Origin of the sequence: Pseudomonas sp. 65/3-MNA-CIBAN-0223, from assembly GCF_040310425.1 — a bacterium.
GTDB lineage: Bacteria > Pseudomonadota > Gammaproteobacteria > Pseudomonadales > Pseudomonadaceae > Aquipseudomonas > Aquipseudomonas gregormendelii.
This window is the reverse complement of record NZ_JBEOPV010000016.1, coordinates 1-19760: the sequence shown is the minus strand read 5'-3', so window position 1 is coordinate 19760 and position 19760 is coordinate 1. Positions and strand designations below refer to the sequence as shown.

General features: G+C 62.5%; 18 protein-coding genes and 1 pseudogene. 9 read left to right on the top strand and 10 right to left on the bottom strand.

Annotated elements, in window-relative coordinates:
* The first annotated feature begins 7 nt into the window (after positions 1-7).
* From AAEZ09_RS19485 to AAEZ09_RS19470, 4 genes are all read left to right on the top strand, one after another.
* Positions 8-790 carry a transporter substrate-binding domain-containing protein gene (locus AAEZ09_RS19485; protein WP_045057363.1) on the top strand — a complete coding sequence of 261 codons (783 nt, stop codon included), beginning with the start codon at positions 8-10 and terminating at the stop codon, positions 788-790.
* 103 nt (positions 791-893) lie between these two features.
* Complete coding sequence (locus AAEZ09_RS19480; protein WP_205892183.1) at positions 894-1607, top strand: ABC transporter permease; 714 nt, start codon at positions 894-896, stop codon at positions 1605-1607.
* Between the two features lie 5 nt (positions 1608-1612).
* A complete protein-coding gene (locus AAEZ09_RS19475; RefSeq protein ID WP_045057401.1) occupies positions 1613-2311 on the top strand; it encodes an ABC transporter permease in 699 nt (232 codons plus the stop codon).
* Positions 2311-3318 carry a DMT family transporter gene (locus AAEZ09_RS19470; RefSeq protein WP_350600413.1) on the top strand — a complete coding sequence of 336 codons (1008 nt, stop codon included), beginning with the start codon at positions 2311-2313 and terminating at the stop codon, positions 3316-3318. The genes AAEZ09_RS19475 and AAEZ09_RS19470 overlap by 1 nt, the downstream gene beginning before the upstream one ends.
* Here the strand turns inward: AAEZ09_RS19470 and AAEZ09_RS19465 are convergent.
* Positions 3274-3759, bottom strand: a pseudogene (locus AAEZ09_RS19465) (TetR/AcrR family transcriptional regulator); the annotation flags it as partial. The gene AAEZ09_RS19470 and the pseudogene AAEZ09_RS19465 overlap by 45 nt on opposite strands.
* 163 nt (positions 3760-3922) lie before the next feature.
* On the opposite strand from AAEZ09_RS19465, the gene AAEZ09_RS19460 reads away from it, so the two are divergent.
* Both AAEZ09_RS19460 and AAEZ09_RS19455 read left to right on the top strand, forming a co-directional pair.
* On the top strand, positions 3923-4939 hold the full coding sequence (locus AAEZ09_RS19460) for a M14 family metallopeptidase (protein WP_350600412.1): 1017 nt from the start codon (positions 3923-3925) through the stop codon (positions 4937-4939).
* A 230-nt stretch (positions 4940-5169) separates the two neighbouring features.
* Positions 5170-5637, top strand: coding sequence for a cupin domain-containing protein (locus tag AAEZ09_RS19455; protein WP_045057359.1), 468 nt, complete (start codon positions 5170-5172; stop codon positions 5635-5637).
* A 71-nt stretch (positions 5638-5708) separates the two neighbouring features.
* Here AAEZ09_RS19455 and AAEZ09_RS19450 read toward each other — a convergent pair whose 3' ends face one another.
* On the bottom strand, positions 5709-6491 hold the full coding sequence (locus AAEZ09_RS19450; RefSeq protein WP_350600411.1) for an alpha/beta hydrolase: 783 nt from the start codon (positions 6489-6491) through the stop codon (positions 5709-5711).
* Positions 6492-6582: 91 nt separating this feature from the next.
* Between AAEZ09_RS19450 and AAEZ09_RS19445 the strand changes: the two genes are divergently transcribed.
* Together AAEZ09_RS19445 and AAEZ09_RS19440 are read left to right on the top strand one after the other, a co-directional pair.
* A complete protein-coding gene (locus AAEZ09_RS19445) occupies positions 6583-7869 on the top strand; it encodes an NTP/NDP exchange transporter (RefSeq protein ID WP_350600410.1) in 1287 nt (428 codons plus the stop codon).
* Complete coding sequence (locus AAEZ09_RS19440; protein ID WP_350600409.1) at positions 7856-8797, top strand: aldo/keto reductase; 942 nt, start codon at positions 7856-7858, stop codon at positions 8795-8797. The genes AAEZ09_RS19445 and AAEZ09_RS19440 overlap by 14 nt, the downstream gene beginning before the upstream one ends.
* A 156-nt stretch (positions 8798-8953) precedes the next feature.
* On the opposite strand, the gene AAEZ09_RS19435 is transcribed toward AAEZ09_RS19440, so the two are convergent.
* The 7 genes from AAEZ09_RS19435 to AAEZ09_RS19405 form a co-directional block, all read right to left on the bottom strand.
* A complete protein-coding gene (locus tag AAEZ09_RS19435) occupies positions 8954-11122 on the bottom strand; it encodes a TonB-dependent siderophore receptor (RefSeq protein WP_350600408.1) in 2169 nt (722 codons plus the stop codon).
* Between the two features lie 91 nt (positions 11123-11213).
* Positions 11214-12101: a YghX family hydrolase gene (yghX, locus tag AAEZ09_RS19430; protein WP_350600407.1), complete on the bottom strand. Its 888-nt coding sequence runs from the start codon at positions 12099-12101 to the stop codon at positions 11214-11216.
* Between the two features lie 49 nt (positions 12102-12150).
* Positions 12151-12564 carry a heme-binding protein gene (locus AAEZ09_RS19425; protein WP_045057353.1) on the bottom strand — a complete coding sequence of 138 codons (414 nt, stop codon included), beginning with the start codon at positions 12562-12564 and terminating at the stop codon, positions 12151-12153.
* Positions 12561-13802 (bottom strand): glycolate oxidase subunit GlcF, encoded by a 1242-nt coding sequence (gene glcF / locus AAEZ09_RS19420; RefSeq protein ID WP_350600406.1) that lies wholly within the window; start codon positions 13800-13802, stop codon positions 12561-12563. Before glcF ends, AAEZ09_RS19425 begins: the two co-directional genes overlap by 4 nt.
* Before the next feature lie 3 nt (positions 13803-13805).
* Positions 13806-14870 (bottom strand): glycolate oxidase subunit GlcE, encoded by a 1065-nt coding sequence (gene glcE / locus AAEZ09_RS19415; protein ID WP_350600405.1) that lies wholly within the window; start codon positions 14868-14870, stop codon positions 13806-13808.
* A complete protein-coding gene (gene glcD / locus AAEZ09_RS19410; RefSeq protein WP_350600404.1) occupies positions 14870-16369 on the bottom strand; it encodes a glycolate oxidase subunit GlcD in 1500 nt (499 codons plus the stop codon). The genes glcE and glcD overlap by 1 nt, the downstream gene beginning before the upstream one ends.
* A gap of 85 nt (positions 16370-16454) precedes the next feature.
* Positions 16455-18218 carry an L-lactate permease gene (locus AAEZ09_RS19405; protein ID WP_350600403.1) on the bottom strand — a complete coding sequence of 588 codons (1764 nt, stop codon included), beginning with the start codon at positions 18216-18218 and terminating at the stop codon, positions 16455-16457.
* A gap of 181 nt (positions 18219-18399) precedes the next feature.
* Between AAEZ09_RS19405 and AAEZ09_RS19400 the strand changes: the two genes are divergently transcribed.
* A complete protein-coding gene (locus tag AAEZ09_RS19400) occupies positions 18400-18642 on the top strand; it encodes a hypothetical protein (protein WP_045057348.1) in 243 nt (80 codons plus the stop codon).
* Positions 18643-18744: 102 nt separating this feature from the next.
* On the opposite strand, the gene AAEZ09_RS19395 is transcribed toward AAEZ09_RS19400, so the two are convergent.
* Positions 18745-19760, bottom strand: a 1016-nt coding sequence (locus tag AAEZ09_RS19395) for a gamma-aminobutyraldehyde dehydrogenase (RefSeq protein WP_350600402.1), incomplete at its 5' end; no start/stop codon positions are given.

The following is a 19760-nucleotide window of genomic DNA, read 5'->3' as shown; positions in this document are numbered from 1 at the left end:
AACAATCATGGGAAATCGACGTTTGGCAAACTGGATGACGGGCGTGGCATGCGTGCTGCTGGCCGGGATGAGCGCAGCCCAGGCTGCACCGATCAGGTTTGCAGTGGCGGCAGAACCTTATCCGCCGTACACCGAGAAGCAGGCGAACGGTGAGTGGAAAGGTTTCGAGGTTGACCTCATCCATAAGCTGTGCAGCGAGATGAAGGCCGAGTGCGAGATCAAGGAAGTGGCATGGGACGGCATCATTCCCTCCTTGCTGGCGAAGAAGATCGACGTGATTTTTTCCTCGATGTCGGTGACTGCCGAGCGCGAGAAACAGATCGCCTTCAGCAAGGCTTACTACGATTCGGCAATCGCGGTGGTCGGGCCCAAGGGCACCACCGTGAGCAAGTTCCCGGATGATCTCAAAGGCAAGATCATCGGCGTGCAGAACTCGACCGTCAGCGCCAGCTACCTGAAGGCCAACTACGAAAAGATCGCCGAGGTGAAGTACTACGACACCCAGGACTCGGCCAACGCCGACCTGATTTCCGGCCGTATCGACCTGATGATGGCGGACGGCACGGCCATGGCCTCTTTCGTCAAGACGGCCGATGCCAGCAACCTGGCCTACCTCGCCACCGTGCCTTACGACCCGATTTTCGGTAAAGGCGTCGGCGCCGGTTTGCGCAAGGATGACACTGAGCTCAAGGCCAAACTGGACCAGGCAATCTCTAGCCTGCTGGCAAGCAAAGACTATGACGAACTGTCCCAGAGCTACTTCGGTACGAGCGTGAAACCTGCGTTCTGACGCCGGGCTGCAAGATGACCTGTGGGAGCAGAGCTTTTGGTCCCGCAGGGGCTCCTCCCACACGAGGGAGTGGTGATGTCTGGTTCGCCGACTGGAGACCGAAATGCCAGCAATGTTCGATTTGATCAATTTCAGCGAAACAGGCTGGGGCAGCGCGTTGCTCAAGGGCCTGTTGATGACCCTGCAGATTTCTGCGGGCGCTTTCGTGGTCGGTTTGTTTATCGGCCTGGTGGTGGCCTGTCTCAAGTTGGGCGCGCCTAAACCCATCGCGGCGCTGATGCGCGGCTACACCACGTTGTTTCGGGCCATTCCGGAGTTGTTGCTGATCCTGCTGCTGTACTACGTCGGCTCCATGCTGCTCAATTCGCTGATGGCCAGGGTGGGTTATGACGCGGTCAACGTCAGCGGCCCGCTGGCGGCAATTCTGGTGCTGGGACTGGTCCAGGGCGCCTATGCCTCGGAGATTTTTCGCGCGGCGATCCAGGCGATCCCCTATGGCCAGATCGAGGCGGCGAGGGCGTTCGGGCTCAGCGGGTTCGGCCTGTTCCGGCGAGTTACGCTGCCGATCATGGCGCCCTATGCCATGGCGGGGATGGCCAACCTGTGGATCAACCTGATCAAGGACAGTGCCCTGATCAGCGTGGTCGGCACCAATGAGCTGCTGTACACCGCCAAGCAAGGGGCGGGTTCGACGCGGCACTATCTGTTGTTCTACCTCACGGCTGCGGCGATGTATTACGCCGTGACGTTGGTGTCCAACTACCTCTCGGGACGGCTGGAGCGACGCATCCGTCGCTGGATGCCTTTGGCTGAGTGAATGAAATGATTCCAGCGTGGATAGTTGAATATGCGGCACTCCTGGGCCGTGGATTGCAAACGACCATCAGCATATTGTTGATCTCGATGGTGTTCGGTTTCGCCCTGGCGGTGCTGGTGGCGTTGGCGCGGATCTCGAAAAACAAGTTCATCGCCAAGGCCAGCCTGTTCTACACCAGCGTGCTGCGGGGCACGCCGCTGCTGATCCAGATCTACATTTTCTACTACGGCCTGGGCAGCCTGTTTGCGCAGTTCCCGCTGATCCGTGGCAGCTTTTTCTGGCCTTATTTGCGTGACGGCTATTGGTATATCGTGTTCGCGCTGGTGCTGTCGGTGGGTGCCTACGTCGGCGAGGTGATTCGTGGTGGGCTGCTGGCGGTGCCCAAGGGTGAAATGGAAGCGGCCTCGGCGTTCGGCATGACTGCGCGCCAGTCCTTGTTGCGGGTGCGCCTGCCGCGGGCCATGCGCCTGCTGTTGCCGACCCTGGCCGGGGAGACGGTGATGCTGCTCAAGTCCACGGCCTTGGCCTCGACCATTGCGATCATCGACCTGCTGGGCGCGGCCAATGTGGTGCGCGCACAAACCCTGCAGGTGTATGAACCGTTGCTGCTGGTGGCCGGGGTGTATGTGTGCCTCACCTTCCTGATCGAGGCCCTGTTCTCGTTCTTCGAGCGGCGCGGGACACCTGTGCGCAGGTCGGTTTGATGAGTGCGCCACGGGTGGTTGATCGGTCATTGCAGGGCATCGGCCTGTGCACCCTGGGGTACGCGTTCCTGGCCTTGCAGGACGCGGTGATCAAGGCATTGGTGGCCGATTATTCGGTGGTCACCATCCTGTTCTGGCGCAGCTTGCTGGTAGTGGTGGTCTGCGTGGCTGCGGGGCGCTTGCGCCTGGTGCAGAAAGCCTGGCGTTCACCAAGCCGGCGCTTGCTGGTGCTGCGCGGTTTGCTGTCGATCATCGCCTGGGTGCTGTATTACACCGCTGCCCGAGACCTGTCGCTGGCGGAGATGACCACGCTGTATTTCTCCGCGCCGATCATGGTGACGGTACTGGCGGCGGTGATCCTCAAGGAACGCGCCAACGGGTGGCAATGGTTCACCCTGGTCGTCGGCTTCATCGGCGTGATCATCGCCTGCCGACCAACACGGTTGACCGACCCGTTGCCGGTGGTGCTGACCCTGCTGGCCGCCATGTGCTGGGCGTTCACCTACATCCAGTTGCGGCAGGTGGATGACCAGACATCGGTGCTGGAGCAAATGTTGATCACCAACGTGGTGTTTGTTATTTGCATGACCCTGGCCTTGCCGTGGACTCATACGCCAGCACCGATGCCGGACTGGCTCGGTATGCTCGCAGCTGGCCTGGTGGGTGGTATCGGCCAGTTCCTGTTGTTCGCCAGTTTCCGTCGGGCGACGGCGACCTTGCTGGCGCCATTCGAGTACACCGGGTTGATTTGGGCGTTCCTGCTGTCGAGTCTGATCTGGGGTACCCGGATGGACGTTTCGCTGATGATCGGCGCGGGGCTGATCGCCATCAGTGGCACCCTGGCGATGATCTTCGGGCGTCATGCCTCACAGGACGTCGTCGGCGCTGAATGCTCCGTTTCGCAACCCCTTTACCCAGCAGCGACAGATATGCAGGCCGTTGGCGGGGCTGAAGGTTTCGGGGTTGAGGCACCACTCGATCCAGAGTCCGTCGAGCGTCGCGGATAGGCCGATGGCGGCCAGGTGAGTGTCGTGGATCACAAACCCTTCGCTGGCCGCCAGGTCGTCGAGCAGATGGCGCAGCAAGTCGAGATAGGCTCGATAGCTTTTTTCGTGAGCCTGGCTGACGTGAACGGAGTGGCGGATCAGGCTCCAGAACACCACCCAGGCGCCGAGTAATTGCGGGTCCATGACCCGGGGGGCAAATGAGCCGGTGAGGAAGGCGTCCATCTTTGCGGCGGGGGTGTCGGCCTGTTCTATTTCCTGCATCAGGGCGCTCGTCAGTTCGTTGGCGAGCTTCTGGTAAGTGTCGGCGATCAGCGCATCGATGCTGCCGAAGTGATGATTGAGCAGGCCCACCGACACCCCGGCCTCCGTTGCGATGCGGCGCACAGACAGCCCGGCGTGGCCGTCGCGCACCAGGCAACGCAGGGCAGCGGCCACGAGCATTTCGCGGCGCGCGTCGGGTTCGGTGCGGCGGTTTTTCGCTGGGGCACGGGTCACGGGTTAGTCCTTGGAGTCGGTTATACGTTGCCGAGCTTAGTTGAACGTCTGTTCAATCACCAGCGGCAATGCCTTGGTTTTCGAGTGGTCATGACGGGAGGACAAACGGATGGTGCAGGATATTTCGTTGGATGTTCGCAGCAACAACGGCGCCCCGTTGCAAGTGGGGGCCTGGCGTTACCAGGGTGATGGCAGCGGCCCCAAGGTGCACCTGCAAGCCGGGGTGCACGCTGACGAAATTGCCGGGATGCTGGTACTGCACCTGTTGATGCAACGCCTGCAGGTTGCCCAAGCCCAGGGGCGGCTCAGGAGTCAGGTGACGGTTGTGCCCCAGGCCAATCCCCTGGGTATTGGCCAGTTCCGCCAGGGCCGCCTGCTGGGGCGTTTTCATGACGCCACAGGGCATAATTTCAATCGTGGTTTTGACCAGTCGGCGGCGCAGCAACACCCGTCCACCAATGTCCAGGAATGGCAGAAAGCCCTGGTGCAACTGGCCGCCGATGCCGATGTGATGCTCGATCTGCACACCGATGACGAGGCACTGCCGTACCTCTATGTGCACCGCAGCTTTGCCGCCCAAGGCCGCGAACTGGCGGCAGCGATGAAGATGGACGTGGCGATCATCTGGGACGATGGCGGCGATGGTTCTTTTGAGGAAACCATTATTGCGCCCTGGCTGCGCAAAGGGCTCAGTGACCGCAATATGGCGGCAACCCTGGAGTTGCGCGGGCAGGGCGATGTCGGCGACCAACTGGCCGAACAGGATGCCCAGGGACTTTACACCTGGCTGTGCCGCTGCGGAGCCATTGATGAGGCGCTAAGCCCGGAGGATTGGCCGGTGCAAACCTTGGAAATGGGCCAGATGGAGACCGTCCTTGCACCGACGCCCGGGGTCTTGATCTTCGAAAAACAGCTGGGAGACCCTGTTGAGGAGGGCCAGCGTTTTGCCCGGATCCTGCGCCGGCCCGGTGATCCCTCCAGCGAAGTGGTGTTGTTCGCCGAGCAGGCGGGGCGGATGGTCACCCGTTACCGCGATCGACTGATTGGCCAGGGCATGGTGGTGGCGAAATTCACGGGTACGCGTGTTTCCCGCCACTGGCACGGGGGCCTGCTCGACCCTAACTGACCACTGGCCGGGCACTGGATAAAAGCGCCGCTCGACGAAGGACAATTCGCTGATACTGGCGCGAGAGTGCCGACCGGGGCTGACGTGTCACTGGTTTGTATCCCTGCGTATCAGGTGTGCCTGCAGCCACTTGCGCATACATATCCAGGGTGGCTTGGACACTTGGCTGATACATGGCGGCGTTTGAATGGGGCACACCGCATCTGCGGTACTACCACTGGAGAATCGCGATGTCCCTGTTCAATGTTCGTAAAACCGCTGGCGCACTCGGCCTGGCCATTGCCGCGACCACATTGGCCGCTGTCACGGGCCTGGCCCAGGCCCAGGAGGTCAAGTCGTCCACTCAGGATGCGCCGGCGACCAAGAGCTGGCAGACCGGCCTGCACCGCACCGATCTGCTGCACCGGGACATGGACGTTGCGGGACAGGAAGTGCTGCAGGTGCGCGTGGATTTCGAACCGGGCGTGGTCTCGCCCAAACATTCCCACCCGGGGGTTGAGGTGGCCTATGTACTGGAGGGCACGTTTGAGTATCAGCTTGAAGGGCAGCCTGCAGTGACACTCAAGGCGGGGGATTCGCTCTATATCCCGGCAGGGGTGGCGCATGTTGCGAAGAATACAAGTGCGACTACCAGCTCGGAACTGGCGACCTACATCGTCAAGAAGGGGGCGCCGTTGGTGAAGATTGTTGCTCAATAGGTGAGGCGCTCAAGAAGGCGAGCATGCTGGAATTATTCAGCATGCTCGCCTCAGGAGCGCAACACTCAACCTCACAAAGCCTCCCGCAGCAGCCTCAGGTAATCCGCACTGGCGGAAATGGAATTATGCCCCACCCCCGGTATCACCCTGAGCACGGCCACCCCCGGAGCGAAATGCTCGAACAGCCGCTGGGTGCTCGAGCGCGGGATCACCTCGTCTTGCTCTGCCGCCATCAGCAGGGTCGGCACGCTGATCTGCCGGGCATATCGCCAGGACTCAAAGCGATCCTGTAACAGCCACCGCACCGGGAAGATCGGAAACTGCCGCGCAGCGAGTTCTTCCAGGCTGTTATAGGGCGTGATCAGCACCAGGCGCGATGCCGGGCGCTGGCTGGCCAGGCGCACCGCGACACCGGAGCCCAGGCTCCGGCCCACCAGCGTCACCTGCGGGTGCCGGGCGTACACCTCGTCGAACAACCCCAGGGCGTCGCGCTGAATCGCTTCCTCGGTCGGCGAGCCAGAGCTGCCGCCAAACCCTCGGTAGTGCAGAAAATACAGCGCGTGATCGGCAAAGGCTGCTGAAAACGAGGGCAGGTTGCGCGACACGTCCTCGGCGTTGCCTCCGAAATAGATCAACGCCTTGGGGCCCTCGTGCTCGCGCACCGAGACCAGCACCTGCGCGTCGGAACGGGGCAGGGTCAAGAGCGCACTGGCCACGGATCGAGGCTGCGGGTAATAAATGAGGGCGCGCTGGAATACCCACAGCGCCATACAGAGCACCAGGTACAGCGCGATGACGATGCCTGCGATGATCATCAGGATGCGCGACATTCGACTAACGTTAGGGAGCGGCATTGACGACTCAAGGGTGGAAAACGGCGATCACTTGATCGCTGTCGCAGTGTAGTCGATCGGCCCCGTAGCGCGCCGGTCCGGGAGGGAAGCGATGCCCATCGCGCTGAAATCGCTGAATATTCTGCCCGCGGAAAGAACCGCGCTGATGCTGGGTTTTGCCTTCCATTTTTGTGTGCTCGCCAGCTATTACCTGGTCCGCCCCCTGCGCGATGCCCTGGGCCTGGAGGGCGGTGCGGACCAATTGCAGTGGCTGTTCAGCGCCACCTTCGTGGTGATGTTGCTGATGGTACCGCTCTACGGTGCCCTGGTGTCCCGGCTGCCGGCAACGCGTTTCGTGCCCTTGATCTATCGGCTGATTGCGCTGTCGATGCTGGTGTTCGGGCTGTTGATCGCCAATCACGTTGCGCCGGTGACCGTCGGGCAGGTGTTTTTTGTCTGGATCAGCATTTACAACCTGTTCATCGTCACGATCTTCTGGAGCGTGCTGGTCGACCGGTTTTCCAATGATCAGGGGCGGCGGTTATTCGGTTTTATTGCCGCCGGTGGCACCTTGGGCACCTTTATCGGGCCGCTGCTGGCCGCGACCATGGCCGTGCGCCTGGGCCCGATGGCCCTGACGCTGGCGGCGGCGGTGCTGCTCGAGATCGCGGTGCGTTGTTACCGGGACTTGCTCAGGTGCACAGTGTCGCGTAGCGACAACCGCTCGCCGGATGACCAAAGTTTGGGCGGCAGCATGCTGGCCGGCATCACGCTGATCCTGCGCTCGCGCTATTTGCTTGGGCTGGTGGCGTTCATGCTGCTGCACACCAGCGCCGCGACCCTTTTGTACTTTGAACAAGGCCGGATCGTCGCAGGCAGCTACGCTGATGTGGCAAGCCGCACTCAATTTTTTGCCCTGGTTGATTTGCTGGTGTCGGTGCTGACCCTGGTATTCCAGCTGCTGTTGACCGCGCCGTTGATCCGCTGGGTCGGCGTGGGCGGGGCGCTGGTGATGTTGCCCCTGGCGAGCGTCGTGGCCTTCTCGGCGATGGCCATGGCGCCGGTACCTGCCGCCGTTGCCCTGGCGCAAGGGCTGCGTCGGGCGGTGGAATTTGCCTTCGTTCGGCCGGCGCGAGAGGTGCTGTGGACGGTGGTCAGCCGCGAAGAGAAGTACAAGGCCAAGAACGTGATCGAAACCCTGGTCTATCGCGGCGGCGATGCCGCCAGTGGCTGGCTGTCTGCTGGGCTGACGGCAGTAGGCGCAGGGTTTGGCCTGGTGGCCCTGGCGATTCTTCCGGTTGCGGGCGTATGGGCAGGGTTGTGTTTCTGGCTGGCCAGGCGGCAGGAACAACGGGCGGCCAGCACCCGAATGGAGGAGCAACATCATGAGCCACACTGAGGGAATCACCCGTCGCCGACTACTCACGCTGGCTGCCGGTGTCTCGGCGGTCTTAACGTTCGACCCAGCCGGGGCGCAAGCGCCGCCGATCGCCACAGGAGGCAAGAGCATGCAGACCCGAGGCATTCCTTCCAGCGCCGAGCCGCTGCCCGTTGTTGGGTTGGGCACTTATCGCGGCTTCGATGTCGCCCCCGCGGACCCGGCCTACAAGCAACTGCCGGCCGTGCTTGATGCACTGTTCGAGAAAGGCGGGACGCTGGTCGACAGCTCGCCGATGTACGGGCGCGCCGAGCAGACCACCGGTGAGCTGCTGTCGATCCACGAGCCGCGCTCGCCGGCTTTCCTGGCGACCAAGGTATGGACCCGTGGTCGCGAACAAGGCATTGCGCAGATGGAGCAATCATTCAAGCTGCTGCAAACCGACCGGATCGACCTGATGCAGATCCACAACCTGCTGGACTGGAAAACCCATCTGCCGACGTTGCGCGAATGGAAAGAGCAAGGGCGCATCCGCTACATCGGGATCACCCATTACACCGCGTCGGCCTATGACGAGGTGGAGGCGGTGCTCAAGGCTGAACAACTGGACTTCCTGCAAATCAATTACGCCCTGGATGATCGCGCAGTCGAAAAGCGCATTCTGCCGCTATGCCGCGAACGTGGTGTGGCAGTGATGTGCAACCGGCCGTTTGGCGGCGGTGACCTGATTGCGCGCCTGAAGGGCAAGCCCCTGCCGGGCTGGGCTTCGCAGGTACAGGTCAATAGCTGGCCGCAATTGGCGCTGAAATTTCTGCTGTCGCATTCGGCGGTGACCTGTGTGATCCCAGGCACCGGCAATCCGCGTTACATGGCCGACAATGCGGCGGCCGGATTCGGCCCGATGCTGACCGGGGCGCAGCGTGAACAGCTGATTGACCTGGTGAACTGATGAGCTCCAATTCGGCTCACCCGTTAACGTTTACCATCCTGTAGGAGCGAGCTCGCTCGCGAAAAACCTGAGTACGCCGCGGGCTGTCAGGCACCCCGCATTATCGTTAACGCCCATTGCCAGCAAGCTGGCCCCTACAGGTGATTTCGGCAGCCGTCAGAAATTGACAGAAGCACTCAAGCGCGCCGTCAGCGGCGCGCCCTGGAATACGTAGTCATCGCCCATGTATTCTCCGGCATCGCGCCAGTAGCGCTTGTCGAACAGGTTGTCGACGCTCAGGCGAAAGACCGTCTCGTAACCATCAATACGCGTGCTGAATCGGCTGCCGACATTGAAGATCGCGTAGGCGCCGGTTTCCACTTCGCCGACCTGGCTCGCGTATTTGCTGGCGCTGTACTGCACGCCACCGAGCAATGCCAGGCCGTCTATCCAGGGCAATGCATAGTCGCCGGAAAGGCTGGCGCGCAAGGTCGGCACATTGATCGTCTGGTGGCCCTCATAAGCCGCCGTTCCCGTGCCGCTGACCCGCGAACGAATCGCCGCGACACTGGCACTGATCTGCAGGCGTTGGGTCGCCCAGCCATTGGCGGACAGCTCCAGGCCGGTGTTCTTCTGTTCTCCCTGTTGCGCGAAAGTGAAGGTGCCGTCGTCGTTGGGGCGCGAGTACTGATACGCCTGGCGAATCTGAAACAGCGCCGCGCCCAGGCTGATGCGCTGCCAGTCATACTTGACCCCGGCCTCGATCTGCCGGGACACGGTTGGCGCGAGGATTTCGAAGGCGTTGGTGGTAAACCACGCCGCCTCGCCGCCCAGGGACAGGCCTTTGCTGTAGCGGGTGTACAGCGACAGGTTCTGCACCGGCTTGTAGATCAGCGCAGCCTGGGGCAGGAACTCGTACCGGCGGGTATGGCGAGTGGTTTCGCCCTGGCTGTCGAAGGTTTCTTCGTCCAGACGCACCGCGCGCCCGCCCAATACGGTTTGCCAGTGCTCGTTGAAGCTGATCCGGTCATTGAAAAACAGCCCGTACTGGCGGCTGTCCAGACGTCGCTGTGAGTCATTGAGCGGGCCGTCATAACGCGCGAAGTCTGCAGGCTCGCTGCTAATATTGGCGCTGCCGATCATCACGTTGATCGGGTCGCGCTTGTCCACCACCCGGCGGAAGGCACTGGTGCCCAAGGTCAGTTCGTGGCCCAGGCCCGCCGTTTCGAAACGCCCGCTGAGGGTCGCCTGCAGTTCGTCGTTGCGGCGGGTATCGTCGGGGCTGCGGAAGTCGTAGATATCGTAGTCGCCCTCCGGACTGAAGTCATTCGGCACTGCGGCGTCGGCGCAGCTGGCGGCACCGTAGCAACCCCAGGCGAACGAGCTGTAGTCGTCGATCACCACCCGGCTGCGCGAAGCGCTGATGTCGGTTTTCCATGCATCACTGAAGCGGTACTCGAACTTGCCGTTGAGGTTCAGCGCATCGGTGCTGACCGGGTTGGAGCCGCTCTGGTGGGCCAGCAGTTTTTTCGGCGAGGCATGGTGCGGCAGTCGGGTGCCACCCAGCAGTTGGTAGCCAGGCGCCGAGCGCTGTTCCCGGCTCTGGTACTCGGCGTCCAGTTGCAGCAGCGCATCGGGGCTGATGTTCCAGTCAAAGGCCAGGGAGGCAAAATCCCGCTGACCGTTGGCATGTTCAACGTAGGAATGGATATCTTCATGGGCCAGGTTGGCGCGCAGGCCGAACTGTTGTTCGCTGCCGAAGAACCCGCCGATATCGGTCGCCAGATAGCCGCTGCCGCGGTCATCGGTCGAGACCGTGACCTGGCGCACATCGGTCGGCCGCTTGGTCACGTAGTTGACCAGCCCACCGGGCTCCGACACGCCGCTTTCCAGGCCCGACAGGCCCTTGAGCAGTTCCACCTGCTGCTTGTTTTCCAGCCCGACGTTCTGTTCGCCAGTGATGGTGCGACCATTGATCCTGTAACTGCTGGCGGAGTTGAGCGAGTAGCCGCGCACCACGAAGTTCTCGTAATAGCCGACCGGGGCATAGGCTTGACCCACCGAGGCGTCATTGCGCAGGACTTCGCTGAGCAGGCGCGCCTGTTGATCCTTGATCAGCGCATCGGTGATGACCGTCACCGCCGCCGGGGTGTCGAGTAGCGTGGTCGAGTCGAAGCCGGCGACCGATGCGCTGTCGGCCTGATAGCCTGAGTTGTCTTCGCCGGTGACGGTGAGCGCCGGCAACTCGGTGTCAGCCGCCAGCGCGCTGTTGGCCGATAACAGGCCCAAGGTCAGTAAATTGAGGGCGGACAAGCCCTGGTGTCCTGTCCGGTAAAGCCTGTCCATGCATACTCCTCGAAGTCTGACCCGCACTCAAAGCGCGCCATCATACAGAGGACGTATCCTGGCCGGGATTGTTAATGCCAGCGCCAAGCGTTTACACCAGATAGCGCTGGAACCAGCCCAGGGTCCTGTCCCACGCCAGGTTTGCCGCAGCCTCGTCATAGCGGGGCGTGGAGTCATTGTGAAAACCGTGATTGGCGCCGGGATAGATGTGGGCCTCGTAGGTCTTGCTGGCGGACTTTAGCGCCTGCTCGTACGCTGGCCAACCTTCATTGATGCGCGTGTCCAGTTCGCCGTAGTGCAGCATCACCGGGGCCTTGATTCGCGGCACGTCTTTGGCCTCCGGCTGGCGCCCGTAAAAGGACACGGCGGCCCCCAGTTCCGGATAGGCCACGGCCGCGGCATTGGCGACACCGCCGCCGTAACAGAAGCCGGTGATGCCGACCTTGCCCGTGGCGGCGTCAAGCTTCATCAGCCACTCGATAGCTGCGAAGAAGTCGTTCATGAGCTTTTCCGGGTTGACGGTCGCCTGCAACTCGCGGCCCTTGTCATCGTTTCCCGGATAGCCACCCACGGAGGTCAGACCGTCGGGGGCGAGGGCGATGAACCCCGCCTTGGCAAGGCGTCGGGCGACGTCTTCGATATAAGGATTGAGACCGCGATTCTCATGCACGACCACCACCCCCGGCACCTTGCCCGGGGCTTTGGCCGGGCGCACCAGGTAGGCGCGCACCTGCCCGTTGCCCTGGGGTGAAGGATAGGTGATGTACTCGGCAATAATGCCCGGGTCGGTGAAGGCGACTTGCTCGGCCAGGGCATAGTTGGGGCTCAGGCTCGCAAGCAGGGCGCCAGCGGTCAGTCCGCCGAAGGTGAATAGCGCCGCGCGGTCAAGAAACTCGCGTCGGTTGATCTTGCCGTGGGCGTAGTAGTCGTAGAGTTCGAGCAGTTGCGGGGCAAAGTCCTTGGCGGTCAGGCGGGGCATCGGCAGGTTTCCTCTTCGTCGATTGATTCACCATTGGGGCTTGGCTTGATCAGGCGTTCGGGTTGCCCAGGCACTGCGCCCCCGCCTTGGCCACCTGTGCATCCTGTTCGGCCTTGACGCCTGATACCCCCACCGCGCCAATCACCTGGCCCTCGATGATGATCGGTACGCCACCCTCCAGGGACGTCAGCAAGGGCGCCGAGAGAAACGCATGCCGACCGCCATTGACCATGTCCTCATAACCTTTGGACTCGCGCCGACCCAGCGCCGCAGTGCGGGCCTTTTCCGTGGCGATGTAGGCGCTGATCGCGGCAGCGCCGTCAAGGCGTTCCAGGGCCAGGGGATGGCCGCCGTCATCGACCACCGCGATGGTCACCGCCCATTGATTACCCAGGGCTTCATTGCGCGCAGCGGCGAGGATCTGACTGACCTCGACCTGGCTTAAAACGAATTTGCGGTTCATGGGGATACTCCAGCAGGTGGGGAGGGCAGTGCCGCTTCGACCAGTTCGATCCAGTGCCTGACCGAGGTGCGACCGGCGCCGTCGAGGTGCGTTTGGCAGCCGATATTGGCGGTAGCAATCACGTCGGGGTGCCCGCTTTCCAGGGCATTGAGTTTGTTGTCTCGCAATTGGCGGGCCAGTACTGGCTGGGTCACCGAATAAGTGCCTGCCGAGCCGCAGCACAGGTGACTGTCCGGCACGATGGTGAGGTTGAAACCCAGACGTACCAGCACCGCCTCGACCGCCCCCCCGAGCTTCTGCGCGTGCTGCAAGGTGCAAGGGCAGTGGAACGCCAGGCGTTGCTCGGCCTGCACGCCTAGTGTTTCCAGGGGTTCGTCACGCAACACTTCAACCAGGTCCCTGGCCAGCGCACTGACTTTTTGTGCCTTGGCGGCATAGGCCGGATCGGTGCCCAGCAGGTGCCCGTAGTCCTTGATGAACGCGCCGCAGCCGCTGGCGGTCTGCACAATGGCCTCGGCGCCACTCTCGATGCCTGGCCACCACGCATCGATGTTGCGCCGGGCGCGATCGAGGCCGGCGGCCTGGGCATCGAGATGATAATCCACGGCGCCGCAGCACCCGGCTTCGCGGCTCGGGGTCACGCTGATGCCCAGGCGGTCCAGTACCCGCGCGGCGGCGGCATTGGTATTAGGCGACAGGCCAGGCTGCACGCAGCCTTCGAGCATCAGTACCTGCCGGGCATGGCGCGCGGCCGGTCGGGCTTTTGCCGGCCAGGCACTGCGTGGCAATTTGGCGCGCAGCGTGTCCGGCAGCAGCGCCCGGAACACTTGACCGCTGCTGACCAGGCTCTTGAACAGCCCAGGGTTGGGCACGACGTTGCGCAGTCCCTCGCGCAACAGGCGCTGTGCCAGGGAGCGCGGGACCGCTGCATCGACCACCGCCCGGCCGATATCCAGCAGGTTGTGGTAATCCACGCCGGAGGGGCAGGTGGTTTCGCAGTTGCGGCAGGACAGGCAGCGGTCCAGGTGCAGTTGAGTCTTGCGCGTGACCTCGTGGCCTTCCAGTACTTGCTTGATCAGGTAGATTCGTCCGCGTGGCCCGTCCAGCTCGTCGCCGAGCAGTTGATAGGTGGGGCAGGTGGCATTGCAGAAGCCGCAGTGCACACAGCTGCGCAGGATGCTTTCGGCTTCTTCGGCTCGGGGCAACTGGCGGGCCTGTTCGCTCAACGTGGTTTGCATGGCTCAGAGCTCCGCGTACAGGCGACCGGGGTTGAAAATACCCTGGGGGTCGAGTTGCTGCTTGAGGTTGCGGTGGTAGCGCATGAGGGCGGCCGGCAATGGCTGGAAAGGGCTGTCGATCAATCCATGGCTGTAACAGGTCACGTGTCCGCCGACCTCGCTGACCACCTGGCGAATGAACGCGGCTTCAGCATCGGTCTTGAGCCAGCGCTGGGCACCGCCCCAATCGATCAGTTGTCGCCCCGGCAGTGACAGGCGAGGGGTGTTGTGCGGTACGGACAGCCGCCACAGCGGCTGATCCTCATCGAAAAAACTCAGCCTGTGTTCGTTGAGATCGGCCCAGTACCCGGCGTCCAGCAGCTCGCCGCCCAAGCGCTCGTGGGCCGCGGCCACCGAGCCTTCACCGCCTTCCAGGCGCAGGTGCAGGCGTGTGCCATCGTGGCAGGCCGCGCTGATCGGCAACGGCTGCTGGCCCCATTCGCTGAGGCGATCAAGGGCGCGTTCGACGTCGAGTTCCAGGCTGATGCTCAGGCATTGCCGAGGCCTGGGCAGCACCTTGAGTGATACCTCGGTCACTACCCCGAGGGCGCCGTAGCTGCCAGCCATCAGACGCGACAGGTCGTAGCCGGCGACATTTTTCATCACTTCGCCACCGAAGCGCAGATGCTTGCCGTGGCCGGTGATTACCCGGGTGCCGAGGACGAAATCGCGAACCGAACCCGACCAGGGCCGTCGCGGTCCCGACAACCCGCAGGCGATCATGCCGCCGACCGTCGCGCCCTCGCCGAAGGACGTCGGTTCGCAGGGCAGCATCTGCTGCGCGGCAGCCAGCACTTCAGCCAGTTCCACCAACGGCGTGCCGCAGCGCGCGGTGATCACCAGCTCAGTCGGATCGTAGCTGACGATGCCTCGATGGGCGCGGGTGTCGAGCACTTCTCCGGCAGTGATGCGCCCCAGGAAAGCCTTGCTGTTTGAGCCCTGGATACGCAGTGGGGTAATGCCCTGCAACGCCTGGTTGACTTGCTCCAGAAGTGCGGCGCTGTCATCGAAGTCATCTTCGTGGCGCATCAGAAACGCTCCAGCTCAGGGAAGGGCAATTGCCCCATGTGCACATGCAGCGCGCCGAATTCTGCGCAGCGGTGCAAGGTGGGGATGTTCTTGCCGGGGTTGAGCAGGCCAGCGGGATCGAACGCTGCCTTGACGGCATGGAACAGCGTCAGTTCATCACTGTTGAACTGGGCGCACATCTGGTTGATCTTCTCGCGGCCGACGCCATGTTCACCGGTGATGCTGCCGCCGACTTTCACGCACAGCTCGAGAATCCTGCCCCCCAGTGCCTCTGCCCGATCGAGCTCCCCCGGTTGGTTGGCATCGAACAAAATCAAGGGGTGCATGTTGCCATCGCCGGCATGGAACACGTTGGCTACGCGCAGGCCGTATTCGGCAGACAAGGCGGCGATAGCCTGCAGCACGCCGGGTAATTCCCGACGCGGTATGGTGCCGTCCATGCAGTAGTAGTCCGGCGACAGTCGCCCGACCGCCGGAAAGGCGTTCTTGCGTCCGGCCCAGAAACGCACGCGTTCGGCTTCGTCCCTGGCCTGGCGCACTTCGGTGGCGCCGGCCTGTTCGAGCACCTGGCGGACCCTGTCGCAGTCATCGTGGACATCGGCTTCGACGCCATCGAGTTCACACAGCAGGATGGCTTCGGCGTCCACCGGATAGCCGGCATGGATGAAGTCTTCGGCGGCGTGGATGGCCAGGTTGTCCATCATTTCCAGGCCCCCGGGGATGATGCCGGCACCAATGATGTCGCCTACCGCACGGCCGGCTTTTTCGACCGAATCAAAAGCGGCCAGCAGCACCTTGGCGGTCTGGGGTTTGGGCAGCAGCTTGACCGTCACTTCGGTGATGACGCCGAGCATGCCTTCAGACCCGGTGAACAGGGCAAGCAGGTCGAAGCCCGGTGAGTCCAGGGCATTTGACCCCAGGCTCAGGTGCTCGCCCTCCACCGTGAGGATGTCGACCTTGACCACGTTGTGCACGGTCAGGCCGTACTTGAGGCAGTGCACGCCTCCGGCGTTTTCCGCGACATTACCGCCGATGGAGCAGGCGATCTGTGACGAAGGGTCCGGGGCGTAGTACAGGCCAAATGGCGCCGCGGCCTGGGAGATCGCCAGGTTGCGCACACCCGGCTGGACCCGTGCCGTGCGAGCCGCAGGGTCGATGTGCAGGATGTTGTTGAAGCGCGCCATCACCAGCAGCACGCCTTGCTCCAGCGGCAGTGCCCCACCCGATAGCCCGGTGCCCGCACCCCGGGCGACTACCGGAACCTGCATCTCGTGACACAGCTTGAGCACCCCTTGCACTTCGTCCAGGTGACGCGGCAGCACCACCAGCAATGGGGTGGTGCGGTACGCCGAGAGGCCGTCGCATTCGTAGGGTTTGAGCTCTTCCTGCTGATGCAGCACTTCCAGGTCCGGCAGGCGCGCATGCAGGGCCTGTAGCAGGGCAGCCCGGTCGACCTGCGGCAGCACGCCGTCGACGCGTTCATCGTAGAGAATGTTCATAGTCGCTTTACCCTACTCCGTTCATGAACGCCCGGGCAGCAGCCCGGGCAGGTAGGTCAGAAGCGCAACAACCGGCTGATCCCGTTTAATGCCCACCCACGACCATATCGCTGAATGGCGCCACATACGCCTGCAACGTCACCAACCCGCCGACCAGAATCGCCAGGACGATCGAGTGGAAGAACACATACCGCAGGATTTCTCCTTCATGGCCATACCAGCGAGTGGCAGTGGAGGCCACCACGATCGACTGCGCATCGACCATCTTGCCCATGACCCCGCCGGAGCTATTGGCAGCTGCCATCAGCACCGGGCTGAGCCCCAGTTGTTCGGCAGTGACCCGCTGCAGGCCGCCGAACAACACGTTCGACGCCGTGTCGGAGCCTGTCAGCGCCACGCCAAGCCAGCCCAGCAGGGTGCCGAACATGGGGTAGAAAATCCCCGTGGCAGCAAACGCCAGGCCCATCGTTGCGTCCAGGCCTGAATAGCGCGTGAGGAAGCCCAGGGCGAGCATCGCGACGATGGTGATCAGCGAGTAGCGCACCACCCAGATGGTGCGCACGTACTGCTTGATCAGCTGCGGAATCGAATAGCCCATCAACAGCCCGCCCAGGATCGCCGCCAGCAGGATGCCGCTGCCGGTGCTGGTCAGCCAGGTGAACTTGTAGAGCGCTTCTTCGGTTTTTGGCGCAGGCACTACTGGTGGGACTTTTTCAATTTGCTGGTGAATCGTGCCAAAGGTGATCACCGGGGCAAAGACCGGATTCGCCTCGCGCAACGGTTTGCCTTGAGGATCGAGCTTGGCCGACTGGGTCACAGGATCAATGGCAGGGCGGGTGTCGAACATGTTCTTGAAACCCTGGGTACCCCAGGCGAACACGAACACGGTGAGGATGATCCACGGCATCCACGCACGCATCACGGCGGGTTTGGCATCCGCACCAAACGCGGCGCTGGCGACGGGTTTTTGATCGTGCTCGGCATCAATTTTCGAATTGTCGACGCGACCTGAAAGGGCTGCGGAGGTGTGTACGATGGCCGGTTTCCACACCCTGAGGAAGCCGGTCAAACAGGCCATGGAGATCAGCGCAGCGATCACGTCCACCAGCATCGGGCCATGGTAGTTGGACACCAGGAACTGCGGCACGGCGAAGCTGACCCCGGCGACCAGGATCGCCGGCCAGATTTCCAGCATCTTGCGCCACCCGGCAAACGCCCAGATCAGCCAGAACGGCACGATCACCGAGAAGAACGGCAGTTGCCGACCAACCATCATCGACAGCTCCATTTCATCCAGGCCCGTGACCTTGGCGAGCGTGATGATCGGCGTGCCCAGTGCGCCAAACGCCACGGGTGCGGTGTTGGCAATCAGCGCCAGGCCGGACGCGGCCAGTGGCGAGAACCCCAGGCCGATCAGAATCGCCCCGGTCACTGCCACCGGTGTGCCGAAACCTGCGGCGCCTTCAAAAAAGGCGCCAAAACAGAAGGCGATCAACAGCAGTTGCAGGCGACGATCGTCAGTGATCCGCGCCAGTGAGTCTTGCAGCACCTTGAACGAGCCATTTTCGGTGGTCAGGCGGTGCAGGAAAATGATGTTGAGTACGATCCAGCCAATCGGCAACAAACCGTTGGCGGCGCCATACAGGGCCGCGGAGCCTGCCATGTCGGCCGGCATGCCAAAGGCGAAGATCGCGATGATCAGGGCTGAGCCCAGGGCTAGCAGGGCCGCCAGGTGCGCCTTGATATGGAAGAACGCCAGGGCCGCCAGCATCACCACCACTGGCACGGCTGCCATGAGGGTGGAAATGACCGGGTTGTTGAACGGATCGTAGATTTGCTGCCAGACCATGTTCCACCTCTGCTTTTTATTGTTGGACGTGCAGACCCCGAAGGGGCGGTGGTTTCCAGTATAGGTGGCAATGCGCCGCTGTCAGGCCGGGGTTTTCGGGCATTTTGACGAATCATTTTGGTGCGCTGGCGTGAGCTAAGATGAGTACTGACCCGAACCCAACGACCGGAGGATTACCGTGATGACTGAGCGCCATTTGGAACACAAGGAAACGCTGTCGAATGGATGCTCGATTGTGGTGAAGGCGGAAATTTTGCGCGACGGTTCGTTAAAGATGTTTATCGGCGTTTATCGTCCGGACGGGGTACCGGTTTCCGAGGACCACGATCCACGACCGCATTTACTGGACATGGAAGCGGCGCTGGATTGGGGGGTAGATGTTGCGAAGGGGATCGGGAATGGGCAGAGAACACTGGGGCCTTGAGGGCGCCATCGCTGGCAAGCCAGCTCCCACAGGATTTGTGGTTGACCACAGGGTTGGGTAAGTCCCAACCCTTGTGGGAGCTGGCTTGCCAGCGATGCTTTTTTAGTGCTTGAACATCACATGCCGTACCACGGTGTAGTCCTCCAGCCCATACATCGACATGTCCTTGCCATAGCCGGATAATTTCTGGCCGCCATGGGGCATTTCGCTGACGAGCATGAAGTGCGTATTGACCCAGGTGCAGCCGTATTGCAGGCGCGCCGACAACCGATGCGCGCGGCCGACGTCGGCGGTCCACACTGACGACGCCAGGCCGTAGTCCGAGTCGTTGGCCCAGCCCAGCACCTGGGCCTCATCAGTAAACCTGGTCACCGACACCACCGGGCCGAACACCTCGCGGCGAACGATCTCGTCATCCTGCTGTGCGTCCGCCAGCACCGTCGGCTCGAAGAAGAAACCGTTGCCGTCCACCGCCTTGCCACCGGTGATCAGGCGGATGTGCGACTGCGCCACGGCGCGTTCGACGAACCCGGCCACGCGGTCGCGGTGCTGCGCAGTGATCAGCGGGCCGAGCTCGGTGGCCGGATCGTCTTGCAGGCCGTACTTGATGCTGCTGACCGCGACACCGAGCTTCTCGACGAACTTCTCGTAGATCCCGGCCTGGGCGTAGATGCGGCAGGCCGCCGTGCAATCCTGGCCGGCGTTGTAGAAACCGAAGGTGCGAATGCCTTCCACGGCGGCGTCGATGTCGGCGTCGTCGAAGATGATCACCGGGGCCTTGCCGCCCAGTTCCATGTGCATGCGCTTGACGCTGTCGGCGGTGCTGGAAATGATGTTCGAGCCAGTGGCGATCGAGCCAGTCAGCGAGACCATGCGCACTTTCGGGTGGGTCACCAGCGGGCTACCCACCGTTGGACCGCGCCCGAACACCAGGTTGAGGACACCGGCGGGGAAAATCTGCGACGCCAGTTCCGCCAGGCGCAACGCGGTCAGCGGGGTTTGTTCCGACGGCTTGAGCACCACGGTATTACCGGCGGCGAGAGCCGGAGCGATTTTCCAGGCGACCATCATCAGCGGGTAGTTCCACGGCGCGATCGAGGCGATCACGCCCACCGGAT